This is a genomic window from Candidatus Pelagibacter ubique HTCC1062, from assembly GCF_000012345.1.
Lineage (GTDB): Bacteria > Pseudomonadota > Alphaproteobacteria > Pelagibacterales > Pelagibacteraceae > Pelagibacter > Pelagibacter ubiqueversans.
The window spans coordinates 466,552-486,619 of the sequence record NC_007205.1; the positions used below are offsets into that span (position 1 = coordinate 466,552).

23 protein-coding genes and 2 tRNA genes are annotated in these 20,068 nt (G+C 29.6%); 10 read left to right on the top strand and 15 right to left on the bottom strand.

Features of this window, described 5'->3' with window-relative positions; all coding sequences use genetic code 11:
• Nucleotides 1-4: 4 nt before the first annotated feature.
• The 6 genes from SAR11_RS02405 (at nt 5) to hisG (ending at nt 3,813) form a co-directional block, all read left to right on the top strand.
• Nucleotides 5-80, top strand: a tRNA-Phe gene (locus SAR11_RS02405).
• A gap of 88 nt (nt 81-168) precedes the next feature.
• Nucleotides 169-381, top strand: coding sequence for a cold-shock protein (locus SAR11_RS02410; protein ID WP_006997426.1), 213 nt, complete (start codon nt 169-171; stop codon nt 379-381).
• Nucleotides 382-616: 235 nt separating this feature from the next.
• Nucleotides 617-691 (top strand) — tRNA-His (locus SAR11_RS02415).
• Nucleotides 692-696: 5 nt separating this feature from the next.
• Entirely contained in the window at nt 697-2,094 is a 1,398-nt protein-coding gene (hisS, locus tag SAR11_RS02420) for a histidine--tRNA ligase (protein WP_011281738.1), read from the top strand.
• Nucleotides 2,072-3,124, top strand: coding sequence for an ATP phosphoribosyltransferase regulatory subunit (locus SAR11_RS02425; RefSeq protein WP_011281739.1), 1,053 nt, complete (start codon nt 2,072-2,074; stop codon nt 3,122-3,124). The genes hisS and SAR11_RS02425 overlap by 23 nt, the downstream gene beginning before the upstream one ends.
• Nucleotides 3,124-3,813, top strand: a complete 690-nt coding sequence (gene hisG, locus SAR11_RS02430) for an ATP phosphoribosyltransferase (RefSeq protein WP_011281740.1) — start codon at nt 3,124-3,126, stop codon at nt 3,811-3,813. Before SAR11_RS02425 ends, hisG begins: the two co-directional genes overlap by 1 nt.
• Here the strand turns inward: hisG and SAR11_RS07110 are convergent.
• Nucleotides 3,799-3,930, bottom strand: a complete 132-nt coding sequence (locus SAR11_RS07110) for a hypothetical protein (RefSeq protein ID WP_269077266.1) — start codon at nt 3,928-3,930, stop codon at nt 3,799-3,801. The genes hisG and SAR11_RS07110 overlap by 15 nt on opposite strands.
• 64 nt (nt 3,931-3,994) lie before the next feature.
• Here SAR11_RS07110 and SAR11_RS02435 point away from each other — a divergent pair, with 64 nt between their 5' ends.
• From SAR11_RS02435 to SAR11_RS02450, 4 genes are all read left to right on the top strand, one after another.
• Nucleotides 3,995-5,092 carry a DNA recombination protein RmuC gene (locus SAR11_RS02435; RefSeq protein ID WP_011281741.1) on the top strand — a complete coding sequence of 366 codons (1,098 nt, stop codon included), beginning with the start codon at nt 3,995-3,997 and terminating at the stop codon, nt 5,090-5,092.
• A gap of 37 nt (nt 5,093-5,129) precedes the next feature.
• Nucleotides 5,130-5,819 carry a hypothetical protein gene (locus SAR11_RS02440; RefSeq protein WP_041185804.1) on the top strand — a complete coding sequence of 230 codons (690 nt, stop codon included), beginning with the start codon at nt 5,130-5,132 and terminating at the stop codon, nt 5,817-5,819.
• Between the two features lies 1 nt (nt 5,820).
• The gene (locus SAR11_RS02445) at nt 5,821-7,248 is read left to right on the top strand and encodes an exonuclease domain-containing protein (RefSeq protein WP_011281743.1); all 1,428 of its coding nucleotides are present in this window, start codon (nt 5,821-5,823) and stop codon (nt 7,246-7,248) included.
• Nucleotides 7,249-7,323: 75 nt separating this feature from the next.
• Nucleotides 7,324-7,641, top strand: a complete 318-nt coding sequence (locus SAR11_RS02450) for a thioredoxin family protein (RefSeq protein ID WP_011281744.1) — start codon at nt 7,324-7,326, stop codon at nt 7,639-7,641.
• Here SAR11_RS02450 and SAR11_RS02455 read toward each other — a convergent pair.
• Genes SAR11_RS02455 through SAR11_RS02520 form a run of 14 tightly spaced genes read right to left on the bottom strand, consistent with a single transcriptional unit; the run spans nt 7,638 to nt 20,067 of the window.
• Nucleotides 7,638-8,906: a bifunctional folylpolyglutamate synthase/dihydrofolate synthase gene (locus tag SAR11_RS02455; RefSeq protein WP_011281745.1), complete on the bottom strand. Its 1,269-nt coding sequence runs from the start codon at nt 8,904-8,906 to the stop codon at nt 7,638-7,640. The genes SAR11_RS02450 and SAR11_RS02455 overlap by 4 nt on opposite strands.
• Nucleotides 8,860-9,789, bottom strand: coding sequence for an acetyl-CoA carboxylase carboxyl transferase subunit beta (locus SAR11_RS02460; protein ID WP_011281746.1), 930 nt, complete (start codon nt 9,787-9,789; stop codon nt 8,860-8,862). Before SAR11_RS02460 ends, SAR11_RS02455 begins: the two co-directional genes overlap by 47 nt.
• Complete coding sequence (gene trpA / locus SAR11_RS02465; RefSeq protein ID WP_011281747.1) at nt 9,786-10,583, bottom strand: tryptophan synthase subunit alpha; 798 nt, start codon at nt 10,581-10,583, stop codon at nt 9,786-9,788. Before trpA ends, SAR11_RS02460 begins: the two co-directional genes overlap by 4 nt.
• 1 nt (nt 10,584) lies before the next feature.
• Complete coding sequence (trpB, locus tag SAR11_RS02470) at nt 10,585-11,817, bottom strand: tryptophan synthase subunit beta (RefSeq protein WP_006997415.1); 1,233 nt, start codon at nt 11,815-11,817, stop codon at nt 10,585-10,587.
• The gene (locus tag SAR11_RS02475) at nt 11,807-12,436 is read right to left on the bottom strand and encodes a phosphoribosylanthranilate isomerase (RefSeq protein ID WP_006997414.1); all 630 of its coding nucleotides are present in this window, start codon (nt 12,434-12,436) and stop codon (nt 11,807-11,809) included. Before SAR11_RS02475 ends, trpB begins: the two co-directional genes overlap by 11 nt.
• Nucleotides 12,433-13,125: an orotidine-5'-phosphate decarboxylase gene (pyrF, locus tag SAR11_RS02480; RefSeq protein WP_011281748.1), complete on the bottom strand. Its 693-nt coding sequence runs from the start codon at nt 13,123-13,125 to the stop codon at nt 12,433-12,435. The genes SAR11_RS02475 and pyrF overlap by 4 nt, the downstream gene beginning before the upstream one ends.
• Complete coding sequence (locus SAR11_RS02485) at nt 13,115-13,405, bottom strand: HU family DNA-binding protein (RefSeq protein ID WP_006997412.1); 291 nt, start codon at nt 13,403-13,405, stop codon at nt 13,115-13,117. The genes pyrF and SAR11_RS02485 overlap by 11 nt, the downstream gene beginning before the upstream one ends.
• Nucleotides 13,406-13,408: 3 nt before the next feature.
• Nucleotides 13,409-15,139, bottom strand: coding sequence for a S1 RNA-binding domain-containing protein (locus SAR11_RS02490; RefSeq protein WP_006997411.1), 1,731 nt, complete (start codon nt 15,137-15,139; stop codon nt 13,409-13,411).
• Entirely contained in the window at nt 15,139-15,792 is a 654-nt protein-coding gene (locus SAR11_RS02495; protein WP_006997410.1) for a (d)CMP kinase, read from the bottom strand. Before SAR11_RS02495 ends, SAR11_RS02490 begins: the two co-directional genes overlap by 1 nt.
• A complete protein-coding gene (gene aroA / locus SAR11_RS02500; protein WP_011281749.1) occupies nt 15,789-17,117 on the bottom strand; it encodes a 3-phosphoshikimate 1-carboxyvinyltransferase in 1,329 nt (442 codons plus the stop codon). Before aroA ends, SAR11_RS02495 begins: the two co-directional genes overlap by 4 nt.
• 3 nt (nt 17,118-17,120) lie before the next feature.
• Nucleotides 17,121-17,897: an ATP-binding cassette domain-containing protein gene (locus SAR11_RS02505; protein WP_011281750.1), complete on the bottom strand. Its 777-nt coding sequence runs from the start codon at nt 17,895-17,897 to the stop codon at nt 17,121-17,123.
• Between the two features lies 1 nt (nt 17,898).
• Nucleotides 17,899-18,483, bottom strand: a complete 585-nt coding sequence (gene lptC, locus SAR11_RS02510) for an LPS export ABC transporter periplasmic protein LptC (RefSeq protein WP_011281751.1) — start codon at nt 18,481-18,483, stop codon at nt 17,899-17,901.
• The gene (locus SAR11_RS02515; RefSeq protein WP_011281752.1) at nt 18,484-19,455 is read right to left on the bottom strand and encodes a KpsF/GutQ family sugar-phosphate isomerase; all 972 of its coding nucleotides are present in this window, start codon (nt 19,453-19,455) and stop codon (nt 18,484-18,486) included.
• Nucleotides 19,456-20,067: a ribonuclease D gene (locus SAR11_RS02520; protein ID WP_011281753.1), complete on the bottom strand. Its 612-nt coding sequence runs from the start codon at nt 20,065-20,067 to the stop codon at nt 19,456-19,458.
• Nucleotide 20,068 lies beyond the last annotated feature (1 nt).

Here is a 20,068-nt window from a genome sequence, read left to right on the forward strand (position 1 = left end):
ATGGGGCCCTGTAGCTCAGTTGGTAGAGCATCGGATTGAAAATCCGTGTGTCACTGGTTCGAGTCCAGTTGGGGCCACCACCACCTCCCTTAAAAATCTAAAAAATTATTGAAAAAATAAAAGAAATAAAATAACTTTTTTATATAAATAATAAAAGGATGAGTAAAAATGAGCACACTAAAAGGAACAGTAAAGTGGTTTAACGGTAAAAAAGGTTTTGGCTTTATTGAAAGAGAAGATAAAGAAAAAGATGCATTCGTTCACGCATCAGCAGTAAAAACTGCAGGTATGCGTTTTTTAAACGAAGGTGATAAACTAGAATTTGAGATGGAGGATGGCCCGAAAGGCCCTTCAGCTGTAAATTTAAAAAAAATAGACTAGTTCTTAAACTTCAAAAATCTATAAGGGCGTTTAATCCTTAAAAATAAGGTTAACGTCCTTTTATATTTAGGTGTTGAAAATTATTCTTAATTGTCTAAAAGACTGATCATGATTATAAATATTACATACAGAGAGACTTCAAGAAGTACTCACAGACTTTGTTTCCATAGCCTTTAGGCTATTTATTTATAATATAATTTTAAATCCACACAAAAATAATATAAACACAAGGAATGCCTGCGTAGTATAACGGTTAGTACGATAGTTTGTGGAACTATAGGATTTGGTTCGATTCCAAGCGCGGGTACCAAAAAGATGAATAAAGAAAATAAACTAATTCCTGGGTTACCCTCAGGATTTGAAGATCGATGGGGCAAAAAATTAATTCTCAAGAAAAAGTTAATTAATACTATTGAAGCTAATTTTGTAAAATTTGGTTTTGGTGCTCTTGAAACGCCTTCATTTGAAATTTCAGAGAACATAGGATCATTTCTTGCAGATGATGATAGTAATCCTATGTCTGACGTATTCTCATTCAAAGATGGGGAGAAAAATATTACACTTAGATATGATTTATCAAGTCCACTAGCTAGATTTGTTGCTCAAAATAATCAGGAATTACCCTTACCTTATAAAAGATATCAAATGGGTGATGTCTGGAGAAACGAAAAAGCGGGTAATGCTCGTTATAGAAGCTTTTTACAATGTGATGCTGATATAGTTGGTAACGTTAACCCAGCCCAAGCAAATGCTGAACTATGTAATTTGATTGCAAGTACACTTCTTGCCTGTGGTTTAAAAAAAGATCAGTTCGTTGTTAACATTAGTAATAGAAAAATTGTTCAAGGTTTAATTGAAGACCTTAAAATATCCGATGATAAGAAGATAAAGGTTATGAGAGCAATAGATAAATTAGATAAGCCTGGCTTTGGTTTAAGAGGAGTTGAAGATTTATTAAAAGAAGAAAGAGTAGATGCAAGTGGAGCTGTTACAAAGGGTGCTAACTTAACAGATGATCAAGCTTCACAAATAATCAATTTCTTAAAAGTAAAAGATTTAAAAGAATTAAAAGAAAATTTAAAAAATCCTTTATCTCAAGAAGGAATTAAAGAATTAGAAGATTTATTAGAAATAGTAAGTTATGGAGATTATTTAGATCAAATAAAGACAAACTTTACAATTGTAAGAGGGCTTGCTTATTATGATGGGTTTTGTGTTGAAACCAATTTAAATTTCAAAGCAAAAAACAGCAAAGGTAAAGAAGTTGATATAGGAAGTATTTGTTCAGGTGGACAATATAATAAATTAATTTCAAGATTTAAGGGAGTTGATATTCCAGGAACTGGAATGAGCTTTGGTGTTGACCGATTATTATTTGCAATGATGCAACTTGATCAAATTGAAGTGGATGAAAAAAAACCAGTCATTATTTGTGTAATGGACGAAAAGTATTTAAAAAATTATTATGAGATTTTAAAAGTTTTAAGAGATAATAATATTAACTCTGAAATATTTTTAGATAGTAAAAAAAATTTAGGCAAACAATTAACGTACGCAAATAAAAAACAATGCCCGGTAGCTGTTATTTGTGGTGAAAATGAATTTAAAGATAATACGATTACTTTAAAAAACCTTTTAGGAGTTAAAGGTGAAAACAATCAGTTAACGTTCCCAAAAGAAAATTTAATTAATGAAATCAAAAAATTTATCTGAAAAAATTCTTAGATCGGTTAAATCTAAAGGATTTAAATATATTGATTTACCTTCAGTAATTGAGGCCAATCATATCGTTCAACGATCTGGGGAAAATTTTAGAAAGTTTATTTTTTCATTTACTGATCAAAATGGTAGTGAGCTTTGTCTTAGACCCGATCTAACTATTGCATCATGTTTAAGATACTTAGAAAATAATCTTAAAGGAAAAGAGAAAATATTTTATAGCGGTCAGGCCTATAGAAAATCAAATAATAAAAGAGATTCTATTATTAGAGACCAAGTTGGCTTTGAGATTATTGGCTCTAAAGATGAAAAGAAAGATGATAAGGAAATTATTAATACAGCCTTAAAATCTCTATCTAATTTACAATATTCATCAGGAACTTTAAAAATTGGTAACGTTGAGATTTTCAATTTATTAATTTCAAAGCTAGATATCCCAAAAAGATGGAAATTAAGACTTTCAAGACATTTTTGGAGAGAAGAATACTTCAATGACTTATTAAAAAGATTAGAGACAAACTCTGATGTAGACCCAACGATTGTTGAAGTTGATAAAAAGAGATATTTAAAAATGTTAAAAGATAATCAGCAAACAATAGTTGCTGGACGATCAATTGAAGAGATTTTAAAGAGATTTGATAACAAGATTAAAGATCCAAGAAGAGCTAGTAGAGGTAAAAACGTTTCAAAAATTATTAAAGAGTTTTTAAAAATTAACTGTCCAATAGGACAAGCTGCTGAAAACCTTAATATTTTTTTTAAAAAAAATAAAATTAATTTAGTTGTGGATCAAAAATATTTCCCAACTTCATTAAATAAAATTCAAAAATTAAATGTAGAGTTCTCAGCGTCTTTTGGGCGTCAATTAGAATATTATACAGGCATGGTATTTAAAATCGATATTAAATCTAAATCTAAAAATATTAATGTAATCAATGGTGGAAGATACGACAAACTAATTTCAGACCTTGGATCTAAAAAACAAGTTCCAGCAGTAGGAGCTGCTTTAAATTTAAACTACTAATGACAAAAAATATTATTAATATTGGAATTCCAAGTAAAGGTAGATTGAGAGCTGATATCTTAAAGATATTTAAAAAAAATAAATTAAATTTAGTCTCAGAAAGAGGTGAAAGAGATTTATTAGGATCTATTAAAAACTTAAATAATGTTAAAGTATTATATCTTCATGCAAGAGAGATAGTTGAAAGACTTGGAGATGGCTCTTTAGATCTTGGCTTTTCTGGATTTGATTTATTAAAAGAAAGTGAAGTAAATATTCAAAAAAAGATAAGTGTTGTTAAGAATTATGGATTTGGTAAAGCAACATTGGTTGTTGCTATCCCAGACCCTTGGATTGATGTTCAAACAGTTGCTGATTTAGAAGAAATTGCTTTTGAATTTAAAGATAAAAAGAAAAAAAGATTAAGAGTGGCAACGAAATATCCTAATTTAACAAGAGAGTTTTTGTTTTCAAAAGGAGTTACTCAATTTAAGTTAGTTAGTAGTTTAGGTGCAACTGAAGCATATCCTTTTACAGGGTCATCTGAAATTATAACCGATATTACTTCATCTGGTGAAACTCTGAGAGCGAATAATCTTAGAATTCTTAAAGATGGCGAAATTTTAAAGTCAGAAGCCTGCATGATGGCTTCAAAATCTTCTTTAAAAAATAGTCTAGTTAAAAAATTAGTTAAGCTACTTTCTAAGTAGAGTATCCTTAACGTAAATTAAAATAATCTTAATAATATCAAGGTTTCTAAGTACTGCATAAGCCGTAACTATAGTTCCTGTAATAAGTAGTATTTTTAATACTAAGATTAATTCCATAGAGACAGTTTTAAATAATTACATATATAAATCAAATTTTTACTATAAAATATCTCATAGAATCATGGACATAATTTTATTAACAGTTTTAGTCTTATTACTAGGAGTTGCTTTAGCAATCCTTTATCTGAACTTAAGATCTAAGCCAAAAGATGAGAGCGAAAATAAAGAAGCTGAAGAGATGGCCAATTTAAAGACAGAAATTACTTCATTAAAAGATACCTTAAATACTACTATTAATACTTCACTTGGTTCAATGTCGACTTCATTTACCGCTCTATCAACTGGGGTGACTAAAGATATGACAGAAGCTTTAACAAAAGTTGATGAAAAAGTAGGAAACTTCAACAGTCAGGTCGAATTATTAAATAAAAGCCAAGAAGGTATAACAAAAATTTTAGCTGGAGTTAAAAAATATGGAACTCTTGCGGAGTTTTCATTAGATGCACTGATTAAAGACTTATTACCTGCTTCTCAATTCATGACTAACGTTAAGATGAAAGAGGACACAAGTGAAAATGTTGAATTTGCAATTAAGCTTCAGGGTGATGTTTTAGTACCAGTAGATTCTCACTTTCCAGTAGAAAAATTTAAAGCTATTACCGATGGTTATGACGCGGATGATAAAAGAGCTGTTGCAGATGCAAGAGCAAAATTAGCGACTGCATTTAAAGCTAAAGCTAAAAGTGTTAATGAAAAATATATTGTTCCACCAAAGACAACAGATTTTGCAATAGTTTATGCACCGACTGAAAGTTTATATAAAGAGCTAACTGAATACCAAGATCCAACTACTAAAGAGTTATTAACTCAAGAATTAATGAAAAAACATAAAGTTGTAATCTGTGGTCCAAACACTCTTTCTGCTTATTTACAATCATTACACATGGGCTTTCAATCTCTAAAAGTTCAAAAGGGCGCAACTGAAATTTACGATCATCTAAAAACAATTAGCTCAAGATTTGGAAAACACTTTGATAATATAATTGCTCTTAGAAAAAAATTAGAAGAAGCAATGATTGTTGTTGATAAGTTTGGAACAGATGCAAGATCGATCAGCAGAAGCCTAGAAAATATTAAAGATCCCGAACAAGTTGATAAAGCTGTTCAAACAGAAAATGTAGAAAAATTTGTTGACCATTCAAAACAAGCCAAAAATTAATTTCATTTTTCCTTCAATACCCCTTATAACAAACTATATGCAGTGGAATAATAAATTTACTTATCCAAAATCTATGAGATCAATGGTTAGTGGCTCAAGAATGTATGCTGTAAATCAAGAAAAACTTCCATCAGTAACTTCCATATTACAAGCAACACAAAGTGAAGAAAAAAAAGCATCTCTTGCAAATTGGAAAGCAAGAGTGGGCGCTGCTGAAGCTAATAGAATTAAAAATGATGCTTCAAGTAGAGGAACATCGATGCATTCTCATTTAGAAAAATATTTATTAGGTCAATTAAATTTAGAGCTATTAGAAGAAGAGGCTAGTAAATCCAAAAAAATGGCAGATGAAATTATTGAACAAGGTATAAAAGGAAAATTGTCAGAAATTTATGGTACTGAAGCAACATTATATTATCCAGGAAAATATGCGGGTACATGTGATGCTTGTGGAGTGTACGAGGGACAAGAAACTATCATTGATTTTAAACAGTCCAACAAACCGAAAAAAGAAGAGTGGATTGAGGACTATTACCTTCAATTAGGGGCTTATTCATTAGCTCATAACGTTGTTCATAACTCAAATATCACTCAAGGAATTGTCCTGCTATGTACGGTTGATAATTTATTCCAAGATTTTAGAATTCAAGGTGTTAAACTAGAAGAATATCAAAATAAGTTTTTAGAAAAAGTCGAACAATACTATCACCAAAGGAATATGAACTAATATGAACCTTGCAATATGGGATATCGAATCTAGTAGCGCTAATACTTCATGGGGAAGCATTATTGAAGTAGGTGGCATTTTAGTTGACCCAAATTTTAAAGAATTAGATCGTTTTAATTTTAGATGTAGATTGCCAGAAGGAGAAGTTCCTCAAGCAATGGCTTTAATAGTTAACAAAACTAGCGTTGATTTATTAACCAAAGGAAATTTAAGTCACTACCAAATGTTATCTCAGTTAGAAGCAACATTTAAAAAATGGAGCCCAGCAATGTTTATGGGTTGGTCAAATATTGGCTTTGATGATGAAATGATAAGAAATGAATTCTTTAGAGGAATTAGATATCCTTATATCACTAACGCAACTCCTAACAAAAGACATGATGGTTTAAACATTGTAAGAGGCGCTCATGCAGTAGATGAAAGTGTTGTAAAAACTGAAATAAATGCAAAAGGGAATGCGGTCATGAAACTAGAATCGTTAGCTAGAATGAATGGTTTTGAATCAAGTGGTGCTCACTCAGCTTTATTTGATGCAGAACTAACCGTTAAGGTTTTAGGATTAATTAAAAAAAATCAGCCTCAAACTTGGGATACATTTTTAAGAACAGCAAACAAGAGCGATACAGAAACAATATTTAAAACAGAAAAAATGTTTACATTAGCTGAATATCATTTTGGTAAAAATTATAGATTTGTAGTTGCACCACTTCACCCAAAACATTGTATTCACCCAATCTATCAATGGGGCCAAGCTTTTGACCTTAAAATTGATCCTATTCCATTATTTGATATGTCAATTTCTGAACTTAAAAGTGCTATTAAAAAATTAAAGTTTTTAAGAACTATACGATCAAATAAAGCTCCTATAATTCTAGACGCAAGTTATGGACTACAAGTTGAACCATATAGTAATCTTGATCCTGATCTAATTAAAGAGCGTGCAAAATTAGTAAACAGTAATGAGAGATTTTCTCAAAATGTTTTAACCGCATTACGAGAAACAGCTGAAGAAAAAGCACAATTCGATTCACAAGTTGATTTACTGGCAGAAGAGACAATTTATAAAAAATTTACTCCTCAAAAAGATACAGCTTTATTTCCAAAATGGCATGCAGCTTCTTGGAAAGATAAATTAATATTATTAGATAAATTTGAAGACGAGAGAATGGTAAGCTTTGGAAAAAAGATAATATATCAAGAATCACCTGAGACACTTCCACCTGATATGTTTAAGACTATTAAGCGTGGAATAGCCGAAAGAATATTAAGTGATGAAAAAGAAAAATGGTGGACATGCAAAGAATTTTATTTTGAGTGTGATAATTTAAGAGATAGATATACAAACGAAAAAGATGAGAAAAAGCTGAAGTTTCTAGACGAAATTAATGAGTTCGTAGAAGGTATTCAAAAAAAATACGAACAAGCATAATAAGTCTCTGTTAATTAACTAAAAAAATCATTTTTTACATATTGAATAAATCTAATAAGAATTTATATATGAATCATGCTTATTGATTTTAAAGACGAAGAATTTGAAACAAAAATTAAGAATGAAGATATCTCTGTAGTTCAATTTTCTGCAGAATGGTGTGCTCCGTGCAAGAGCCTTAAACCCATCATGGATAAGTTTTCAGATAGCTACAAAGATAAAGCAAACTTTTATTATGCTGACATAGAAAATGGTGGAATTAACACAGGTTCAGCTGCTGGTGTAAGAGGTGTACCTACTGTTATTGTTTACAAAAAAGGTGTTGAAGTAGACAGAAAAGTTGGTGGAGTTGCTGAAAGTCAAATGAAAGAATTTCTAGATAAGAATATCTAGTTTAAGTTTAAAACTTCTCCTGCAAGATACAAAGAACCTGTAATTAAAATAATATCATTTTCTTGAAGATCAATTGAGCTAATTGCTTCCTCAATAGAATTTTTATAATTAATATTTTCAAAATTTTTAATTTTCTCTTTAAGTTCACTTCCCTTAATAGCATTGGGTTGATTTGGAATGTCAATTGTTGTTAATGATTTAATATCTTTAAAGTAACTCATATATTCATTGTGGTCTTTGTTGGCCATCATCCCTAAAATAATATGTTTGTTACAATTTAGACTTTGAAGATATTCATTTAATACCTTTGCGCCAAGTGGGTTATGAGATCCATCAACAAATAATAAATTATTACTAGTTAAATCTTTTAATTTTCCAGATTTTAATTCTTGTAGTCGTGCGATACTTTCTATTTTAGTAATACCACTCTTAATATGTTCATCAGTTATTTTATAGTCTGTTAATTGTCTAACAGTTGCAATTGCCGTAGAGACATTTTCTAATTGAAATTCTCCAGGCAAATTAGGTTTTGGAAGTTTAAGAGCACCAAATTCATCCTCAAAATAAAAAAAATCATTTTCTTTTAATGTAAAATTATAATTTTTATTAAAGATTATTTTTTTAGAAGTATTGTCTTTAATTGTATTTTCAATACTTTTGCTTATTTCATTTGAACTTTGTTTTGCAACTACGATTTTAGAGTTTAACAAAGTGGATGTTTTCTCAAATATTATTTTTTCAACTGTTTGCTCTTCTTTTGGAAGCCAGTCTAAGTGATCCAGACCAATAGCTGTTACAATACTAGCTAAGTTTTTTTTTAAAATATTGGTTGCATCAAATCTATGAAATAGACCTGACTCAATTAAGTTAATGTTTTCAGGGTATTTCTTTGCATAATGAAAATAAGCAACCGTTAAAATTTCAAAGAAAGTGATTTGTGTTTGATTATTAGCTTCTTCTACTTCAGAAAAAAGATTGGCTAATTCATCATCTGTTAGAGGCTTATTGTTAAAGACAAATCTCTCATTAATTTTTTGAATGTGAGGACTGGTATAAATATTACATTTATAATCAGCCTCTTTTAAAATTGCATAAAGTGCCTGGATAGTTGAAAATTTTCCGTTCGTGCCAACAATAGAAATGCAGTTAATTTGATCTTGAGGATTGCCTAATTTTTCTAAAAGATTTTTAGTTCGATCTAGACTTAGATCAATCTCTTTAGGATGCAGCTTTTGTAAGCGCTCTACTATCTTCTGAAGTTTCATTTTCTGATGAATTTATAGCAGAATTTTTCTTTAACAATATTGATAATAATGATCCAATTTTTTCTCTTAAGTCTTTTCTCTCTACAATTAAATCTACAAAGCCAGTTTTTTCTACATACTCACTTCTTTGAAAGCCTTCTGGTAACTCTTCTCTTACAGTGCCTTGAATTACTCTTGCTCCTGCAAAAGCTATAAGAGCTCCTGGTTCTGCTAAGTGCAGATCACCTAACATTGCATATGACGCTGTAATACCACCAGCAGTTGGATCAGTTAGAACAACAATATAGGGTAAATTATTTTTCTTTAGTTCGTTAATTGCAAGTGTCGTCCTTGTCATTTGACTTAAAGATATAAGACTTTCCATCATTCTCATTCCGCCACCAGAAGTAAACACTACAAAAGGTTGTTCATTTTCTATTGCATGTTGAATTCCGTATAAAAAAGCTTCACCTTCTGCAGCACCAATTGAGCCACCTACAAAATCAAAATCAGATGCAATCGCTGTGATTTTTAAATTTAGAATATTAGTATTAACAACCATCATTCCACAATCCATGCCAGTTTTTTTTCTAGCAGCTTTTAATCTATCTTTATAAGGTTTTGCATCATTCCAATTTAAAGGGTCATCTTGAGGAATTGGAGTTTTTAAAACTTCATAATTATTTTTGCCAAATATAATGTCAAATCTCTGACGTGGGCTTATTCTGTGGTGTTTGTTACAAGATGGGCAAACCCATAAGTTTTCTTCTAAATCTTTTTTTAAGATTGGCCCTTTACAACATGAGGTCCAGTCACTATTAGCTATCTCTGTTTTGGTTGCACGTGCTTTAATGATGGTTTTAATCTTTTCACCAAATCTTAAAGTTTTTTTAATCCAATTCATGATATTTTTTTTCTTAACTTTAACACAATATTAGTTACATTTGTGACAGGATTTTGGCGTTTTTTAATAGAATTTGATATTTCTTTACATAAAGCACTGCCAACCACTAATCCATCAGCCTTTCTTAAAGATGCTATGGTTTTTTCAGTGATCCCAAAGCCTATTACAATATTCTTATTCTTGTTAAGTTTTTTAATTTTACCGTAACGCTCTAAAATTTTTTTAGGCGAAACCTTTAGCTTGCCACCAGTTGTTGAGAGCATACTGATATAATAGACCATATCATGTGAGTCTCTTATAATTTTTTTCATTCTGTCCAGAGACGTAGTAGGAGATACTAATTGAATAAAACTAATATCTTTTTTCTTACATTTTTTTGCAAATTCTTTATTTTCTGGATAAGGAAGGTCAACAACAATTAATCCATCTACTCCTACTTTTTTACAAATATTTATAAAGTTATTATCTCCATATTGATAAATCATATTATAATAACCCATCAATATTACGGGTTTTGATTGTTTTGATTTTTTAAAATTTTTAACTATTGAAAAAACATCTTTAATTTTGATACCATTTTTTAGAGCTCTATAAGCGCTTGATTGAATCTGTCCACCATCTGCAATTGGAGTGTTATGAGGAAATCCTATTTCGCAAATGTCAGCATATTTTGCAATTGATTTTAATATCTCAAGAGACTTCTTTTTAGTACTATCTCCAGCTACCGTGTAAGTTAGTAATGCAGGTCTCTTTTCAGTTTTTACTTTTTTAAATGCTAAGTTGATTAATGACATCTTAGTTAATTTTTCCCAATCTTTCTTTTAAAATATCACGATCCTTTTTGGCATCACCACAAGAATTAACAATAATGATAGTATCTTTGTTTAATTTTGGAGCAATTTTTATAGCTTCAGCAAAAGCATGACTAGGTTCAAGACTTGGGTTTATTTTTTCAAGTTTTGTAACTAGTTTGTATGCATTTAAAGCCGCCTCATCAGTTGCAGATGTATATCTTGCTCTTTTAGTATCTTTTAAGAAGCAGTGAATAGGGGATACCCCAGGATAATCTAATCCAGCAGAAATAGAAGCGGTATCGTTAATTTGTCCTTCACTATTTTGACAAACATAAGCTGCAGCTCCATGCAATATCCCAAGTTTAGCTCCATTAGTTAGAGGTGCTGCATGTAGTTTTGAATTTTTTGGTCCACCAGCTTCAACACCAATTAATTCAATCTGTTTTTTGTCATAATCAATAAACTCACTCCAAAACCCATAAGCTGAACTTCCACCTCCAACACAATTAATGAGTTTAATTTTTTTAGGCATCTTTTTAAATTCTGACTGAATTTGAACTTTCAATTCTCTTGAAATTTGAGCTGTACTCCAGCCACAAATTTTAACAAATATATTAGGGCCTACTGTTGATCCAACACACATATGGGTGTTATCGCAATTTGAAACCCAATAACGCATGCATTCACTGACAGCATCTACTAATGTTTGGCTTCCTGAATAAACAGGTACAACTTCTGCACCATTCTTTTTCATTGCATCTACATTAGGCTTTTGTCTTTTAATATCCTTTGCACCCATGAATATTTTGCATTTAAGGCCAAATTTTTTAGCAGCCATACTCAGCATCTTTCCAGCATACCCTGCACCCGTATCACCAACGACATATTTTTTCCCTGCCTTTTTAGCAATAAGGCAATGAACTGTTGCATTATAAATTTTATGAGCTCCTCCGTTCGCCTCAGACACCATTTTGGCATATATTTGAGCTCCACTTAAGTGATCTGATAGGTTTTGAAGTTTAATAAATGAAGTAGGAGAGCCTATATAATTCTTAAAATAATAGTCTCTTTCTTTAAGAAATTTTTTATCGTATCTAAGTTTTTCAAAAAGTTCAGTTAAATCCTCAATGGGCTTTTTTAATGTTTCAGGTATAAAATTTCCACCAAATTTACCACCCCAAAATCCATTTTTGTTGTGCTGATCAATTAAAGGAATTTTTTTTTTAAGTTTCATTGTTAATTAATTTAATTTTATTTAAAAAAATATTTATTTTTGAAACATCTTTTAATCCAGATGTTTCTAGACCTCCAGAAATATCTATAATGTCTGCAATTTCTTTATAATTTTCAAGGTTATCTTCAATTTGAATATTCCCAGCAAGCATCAATTCTTTATTAATTTTAATATTTTTAATTAATTGATGATCAAAGGACATGCTTTTTTCATAACCTTTACTGTCGAATAATATTATATCTGCAAGCTCATTATATTCTAAATATTTAACTGTGTCATTTTGATCTTTTACAGTTATCGCAACAATAATTTTCTTATTATATTTTTCTTTAACTGATTTAACTTCAGTAGGTGTACAATCATAAAGTTGATAATAATCGAATGGTAAATCCTTTATTTTTTCTAATATATCTTCATTAGGTTTAACTAATACAGCAACATATTCTGATTTTTTTTTATCAACTTTTAATAGCTTTTTAAGCTTGCTGTGTTCAACAAATCTTTTTGATTTAGGCCAATTACAAATAAACCCTATCATCTTAGGTGGAGTAGGATGGGAAGTTAAAAATTCTAAAGTTTTAGAGTCGGAGATCCCACAAATCTTGCAGGGTTGGATCATTGATTTAAGTGATTAATTAATCTTTTAATGTTGTTTTTGATATTACCCTTTATTAATGACCTTCCCATTACAATACCAGAAACTTTATTTTTAAAAGCATCATTAGGAGTCATTACTCTAGATTGATCATTTGCATCATCTCCAGGTAGCCTTATTCCTGGCGTAACAATAAATAAATTTTTGTATTTTTTCCTAACTATTTTTGCTTCTTGTGCAGAACACACAATTCCAGCTGCACCTGATTTTTTTATAAGACCAGCTTGTTTTAATACTAGCTGCTCTACGGTCTTGGTGTGACCAATTTCTTCAAGAGATTTTTTGTTAAGGCTTGTTAAAATTGTAACTCCTAATACTTTTAAATTTTTGTTAATTGATTTAGCTTTTTTTGTAATAGCTTTAAGCATTTCAAGGCCACCGCTTACATGAACTGTAATATATTTACATTTCTTTAAATCTTTTAAACTATCCATTGCAGATAAAGCAGTTTGTGGAATATCATTTATTTTTAAATCTAAGAAATAATCTCTCTTAAAATTTTGAAGAAAAGCTCTCCCACTTTTTGAATAAAAGAACTGTAAGCCAAATTTTGGAATTATTTGAAGTTTATTAGTTTTCGTATCGCTAATTATTTTTTTTATTTCTTTTAAGCTTGATGTATCACAAGCAACAAAGATATTTTTATTCATCATTGTTTAATTTTTTAAACATTTCCTTAGACATTTTAAAGTGAATTGTTTTTTTTTCAGGCGTATTCACTTTCTCTCCTGTTTTGGGATTTCTTGATATTCTTGCCTTTTGAATATTAGTAGAGAACATTCCAAAACCTCTTAATTCAACACGATCTCCTCGTTTAAGGGCCTGCTTTATTTCAGTAAGAATAATATCAGTAAACTTTTCTAAGTCTTTTTTTAAAAAATTTGGGTAGTTATTAGCGAGTTGTTTTAGAAGCTTTGATTTTACAATAGCCAATTTTTATTCGTCTTCTTTTTTCTTTTTCTCTAAATCATCAGATAATGATGAGAAAGGTAAGTTTTTACCACTTGCTTCAGAACCATAAGTATCTAGTGCAACTTTACGCTCAATTTCTTCTAAAAGTTTAATACTTAATGTTGCTTTTCTTTTATCTATATCTAACTCTTGAATAGCACAGTCAATTCTTTCTCCACCTGTAAATCTAGCAGGTCTTGCATCAGCAGCATTAATAGCTATTGCAGATTTTTTAATAATGAAGTCCATTTCACAGCCTTCAGGTCTTACAACAAGACCTTTGTTGTCAGTTGAAATAATCTTAACAGTGATAGTTTGTTTAACCTTTTTATCATTAAACCAATCAAAAGGGTCTGGTTGAGTTTGACGTAAGCCAACTCTAACTTTTTGTTCTGCTGCTTTTACTTCTAATACTTTAACTTTTAATTTATCGCCAATTTTATATTTAGCTAATTCTTCTTCACCATTATTTAGGTAAGTTAAATCATTACAATGCAAGAAAGCATCAATATCTAAGCCATCAACTTTTAAGAAAATAGAATATTCATTTTTACTTGCAACTTCACCCTCAACCTCAGATCCAATTGGGTAAGTTTTTTCAAATGTTTCAAAAGGGTTATCAGTTGTTAAACGGTGAGATATTGCCACTCTTCTTTTTTCTTTATCAATTTCAGTGATTACACAATCAATTTCATCTCCAACTTTAAACATTTTTTTTGCAGAAATATTTTTTTTAGTCCAACTTAATTCACTTGAGTGCAATAAAGTTGATAATCCTTTTTCAAGCTCACAAAAAGCTCCAAAGTCCATAAGCTTAACGACTTTTACTTTATAGATTTTGTTTAGTTCATAATTTGAAATGTTTTCAAAAGGGTCTGGTGTAAGTTGTTTTACTGAACAACCAACCTGAAGCTTTTCAAGATCAACACTGATTACTTTAAGGTCATGTTTCTCACCAATTGTAAAAACTTCATCAGGGTGATTAACTCTTGAATAAGAAATTTCTTGTAAGTGAACTAAAACATCAAGCTCACCATTAACACTAAAAAAACAACCAAATGAACTGTAGCCTTTTACTTCAGCACCTTTAATTATATCCCCAACTTTGAATTTTTCGACAATTTTAATTTTATCTTCTTTTTTAAATGAAGAGATTATTTCTCTTCTAGAAACACATGCGTTTCCTCTAACTTTATCTAATTTTATTAGAGCAAATTTTTGAGGCTCATTCATTAAATGACTAATGTCTTTTAATGGTTTATCTGAAATTTGAGATCCAGGTAAAAACATTAAAGAACCAGTATCGATGTGTTCAACTATGCATCCACCTTTAACACGTCCAGTAATTTTACCCATGATAGGTTCATTTTTTTCATACGCTTCAACAAGTTTGTCCCAACCTTGAATTTTTTGAGCTTTTGAAGCTGATACTAGTACTTCACCTTTTTTATCTTCTAACCTTTCAAGAAGAACAGAAATTTTTTCACCCACTTTTGCTTTATCAAGCATACCCATGCTTTTTAATTCATTAATATCTAAGATAGGCTCTGATTTTAAACCAGGTACTTCAAGAAATACAAAGTTATCAGTAACTTTGTTTACTACACCTGTAATAATTTTTCCTTCTTCAAGATTTGCTGTTTTAGTAAACTGTGAATTTAGTAATTGTTCGAATTCTTTAGAGGCGGGGTTTGAAAGGTCTTTATAAATTTCCATTAAGCTTTTAGTTTCCTATCCATAATTTGTTTAATTTTTAAAAAGCATGATCTTTTAGTTAAATTCGTGGTATTAATCAAGACCGAATCTCGAGTTCTCATAAGAGGTGAAACTTTTCTATTATAGTCACTTTTGTCACGGTTTTTGATACTTTTTAGGACTTCATTAAAAGATATTTTCTTATTTAGTCCTTTTAACTCTTTATACCTTCTTAAAGCTCTAGTCTTAGTATTTGCTGTTATAAAAAATTTAAAATCAGCATCAGGAATTATCTTATAAGTTATGTCTCTTCCATCTAAACAAGATCCATTATACTTTTTGGGAGGATGATAAGCGCTTTTAATTTGAAATGCATGAACAAGTTTTCTTATTTTTTTATCTTTTGATATAATTGATGCCATTGTTCCAACTTCATCTGATAACAATTTTTTATTTTGCAAATCTTTCATAGTTAATTTGAGCATCTTTTTTTTTATTAAACTATGACTATACTTATTTGGTTGAGTAAGTTTAATATTTGCAATTAATCTATAAATTTTTCCTGTATCTAAATAAAATAAGTTAAAATATTTAGAAATTAATTTTGCTTGAGTGCCGGCACCAGCAGCAGCAGGTGAGTCTATAGCGATTTTAATTTTTTTTTTAAGCTTCATAGTGATGAATGGTTTATATTTTTAATTATCTTCAAAAAAGATGGAAAGGAAGTGTTTATAGAGTCTTTATCATAAATTTTCCATTTTCCACCAAAGGTTAAAGCAGCAATTGTGCTCATCATAAAAACTCTATGATCCTTTAGATAGTTTTTAACAGTTATTGGTTTTTTTATTTCTAAATCAGGTTGTCCATAAATCTTAATAGAATCGTTTGTTAAATCTGTTTTTATACCCATCATATTTAAAATTTTAGAACCCCAAATTAATCTTGGACTTTCTTTTTGGTTTAGTTCTGAAAGGTCTTTAAAATAAGAAATACCTTTTGCTTTTGCTGCAATTAAAAAAATAACCAAAAATTCATCAATGGCACTACTATTTAATTCAACTGGACAATTAATAGCTTTAAGTTTTTTTGAACTTTTTATTAAAATATCAGAAATTTTTTCTCCTCTATAATTTTTTTGGTTTTCAAGTGTTATTTTGGCTCCCATTTTTTTTAAGATTGTAATAACTCCTACTCTAGAAGGATTGATATTTACATTCTTAATTAAAAGTTTTGAATTATCAGCAAGCGTTGTTAGTACCATAAAAAAAGCACTTGAGCTTATATCTCCTGGAATTTGATAATTGAAGGCAATAATTTTTTTTGGTTTTTTAATATCTATAAAATCAAATTTTTTAGTCTTTCTTACCTTGATTGGAATTTTTAAATATTTAAAAAGTAATTCTGTGTGATTTCTTGATTTCTTTGCTTTAATAGAGGTTGTTCCTGATGCATTCAATGCTGCAAGCATTACGCTACTTTTGCATTGAGCTGAACCTTTGTTCTCAAAATATTTAATACCTTTTGCTGATTGTGTGCCAAGAATTGTTAAAGGCAGTTTATTCTTTATTTTATAAAAAAATTTAACTCCGAATTTTCTTAGAGGTGTGGTTACTCTTGAAAAATCTCTTTTAGATAAACTTTTGTCACCAATTATCTTTATCTTTTTAGGAGATTTAATTAAAAGACCTAAAATTAATCTACCAAGTGTTCCGGAATTTTTAGCATCTATTGTTAAGTTTTTAATGTATTTAAAGCCATTAATTCCATTGCCTACTATTTCACAGTAATTTTTTTGTATCCGCACTTTTATGCCAAGTTTTTTGATGCTATCAATTGCAGCTAATACATCTTCTGACATTAAAAGGTTGTAACCTTTTGATTTTCCAATTGCTTGAGAAGCTAAAAGAACCCATCTTATACTTAAACTCTTATCTCCACTAACTCTTATCTGTTTATTAAATTTTTTTATTTTATCTTTAATTATGAGTGTTTTTGACATGCTTTAATTAAATTTAAAAGAGTCACCGAAATAAGCATTTTTGGCCTCAGTGTTATTAATCAATTCATTAGGAGATCCTTGCGCTACAATCTTACAGTTTGATAAAATGACTGCTACATCCACACAAGAAAGAAGATCTCGCGCTTGGTGATCACAAATACAAATAGTTATGTTGCTTTCTGTTTGTAAATTAACAATGATTTCCTGTAGCATCTTAATAGTCAGAACATCTAGTGCTGCGAAACACTCATCAAGTAAAAGCACCTTTGGGTCACTTAATAAGGCAAGAGCAATTACTAGCTTCTTTTTTTGTCCACCAGATAGAAACTTTGCTTTTATATCTCTGATAGCGTCTAATTCAAATTTAGCTATAAGCATATCAATCTTATGATGAATTAAATTTTTATCGTCGATTACGATTTCTGCTATTGCTTTTAAATTTTCTAATAAAGTAAGATCACTAAAATAACCACCGTATTGAGGAACATACCCAATTCTAAATTTTGTTGTTCTCAAATATATTGGGTAATCAACAACATCAATCCCCTCAAATTTAATTTTACCAAAGTCAGGTTTAATTAAACCTGTGATTAAATTAAAAATTGTTGATTTTCCAACTCCATTTGGTCCTAACATTCCTAAAATTTGTCCATGATTAATCTTAAAGCTTACGTTGTCTAAAATTTTTCTCTTACCAAATGATAATGATATATTTTCTAGAGAGATAAAGGGCTGAGGGTTTTTAAAAGATTTAATCCTAAATTTTTTTATTACACCCATATTACTTAGTTCCTTCGATTAATACTTTTTTTCCAGTATCATTCATAAAAATTTTAGTGTCTTTGGTAGTAAGATTCATTTCAATTTTATCAGCATATAAATTTGTTTTTTCTCCAGCATAAACGACATTTTCAGTAAATGTCCCAAGATTACTTAAAAAGGAAAAATCCAAGTATTCTCCTGATATCTTATGTCTTGGGTAAATAACTATTACATTTTCAGAAAAAATAGTATCATAATTTTTTGAATTATATTTGCCAAAATTAGAAGTAATTTTAACTGTGTCTGAATCTTTTATAAAAATAAAAGCTACAACGTCTCTTAAAAACATCACGTCAGAATTTTCAACTTTAATTTCAGCTTGTTTTGCAGTGATCTGATATTTATTACCTTTAACATCGGTAGAAACATAATTAATATCATCAATATAGGTTGAGTTGCTATTTTGATTTTCATCAATTTTTTCTTTAACTTGAGTTTCCTTTACATCTTCAAAATTCTCAGTGAAGTACTTTAAATAAAACCATAATGAAATAAGGATAATAATAAGAACCATTACAACTTGTAGGCCTGTTTTTTTATTCATTTAACGAATATTTGAATGAAGTATGTTGTGAATATGTAAAATTCCAATTGTCTTTTTTTTGTTTTTATCTTTGTGAACACATAATGAAGTGATTTTCTTTGCATTCATTATAGATAAAGCTTTTTCAGCAAGAGTGTCTAGATTGATGCTTATAGGGTTTTTGGTCATAACCTTTTTGACAGATAGATCTTGGAGATTATTGCTCATTGCATTAACTCTTCTAATTTGGCCATCAGTAATTATTCCTGTAGTGATTTTCTTATTATTTTGAACAATTAAAGTACCAAGTTTTTTATTTGAAATAATTTGTAAAGCTTTTTTCATATTTAAGCTTTCATTTACAAATGGAATTTTTTTTCCTGTGATCATTAATTCTTCAACAGTTCTAAGTTGTGCACCAAGATTTCCAGAGGGATGAAATTTTTTAAAATCTTTTTTATTAATATTTTTTTTATTTAAAACTGCTACTGCCAACGCATCACCTATGCTCAATTGATTAATTGTGCTTGAAGTTGGAACGATACCAAGACCTGCTTCAGTTACTTCTGGAATAAGGAGTTTGATATCAGACGCTTTGTATAATATCGAATTTTTTTTAGACATTATTCCTATTAGAGTGATTTTATTTCGATTTGCATATTTAATAATATTTTTTAACTCTTCTGTGGAACCAGAATAACTTATCAAAATTAAAATATCTTTTTTTGAAATACTACCAAGATCACCATGAGAACAGTCATTTGCAGATAGTGAAAATGAAGGTGTGCCAACAGAGGAAAGTGTTGCTGAAATTTTTGCTGCTATTAATCCACTTTTGCCTACCCCACATAATATCACTTTTGATTGACAGTTTGCCAACGATTCTACCGCTTCATTAAAAGAATTATTAATTGAATCTTTTAATTTTTTTAAAGCTTTGATTTCAAGATCAATTACACTCTTTGCAATTTTTTTATAATTTCTTTTTTTCATTTAATGAGACCATATATCGTCTTTAAATAAAGCCAAATCAAGATCAACTCTAGTTTTTAAAAATGCTAAACAGCTCTTATATAAATCAATTCGCTTTTCTCTTACTAGAATTTTATTTAATTCTTCATGAATTTTATGCAAATAAATAACATCATTAGCACAATATTTTAATTGTGCTGGAGATAGCTCTCCTCCAAAGTCTGAACTTTGAAATTGTTTACTTACATCTACGTTCATAAATTCTTTAATTAATGTTTTTAGGGAGTGACTATCAGAATAGGATCTAGCTAATTTTGAAGCTATTTTTGTATCAAGAATATTATTAGTTTCTGTTTTCAGGTAATGCTTAATGTGAGCCATGTCCGCCCTACCATAATGAAATATTTTTATGATTGATGCGTCAGAAAGAACTTTATTTAAGTTTGGAGCATCATATTTTTCCCTATCAAGCTGGATAATATGAGCATCAGAATTACCAGTTGATATTTGAATAAGGCATAAAGGATCACGCTTAACATTGAGACCCATAAACTCTCCATCAACCGCTATAATATTGCCTAAATCTAAATCTTCTGGTAGATCATTCTTGTGAAGTTTAATATCAATATTCATT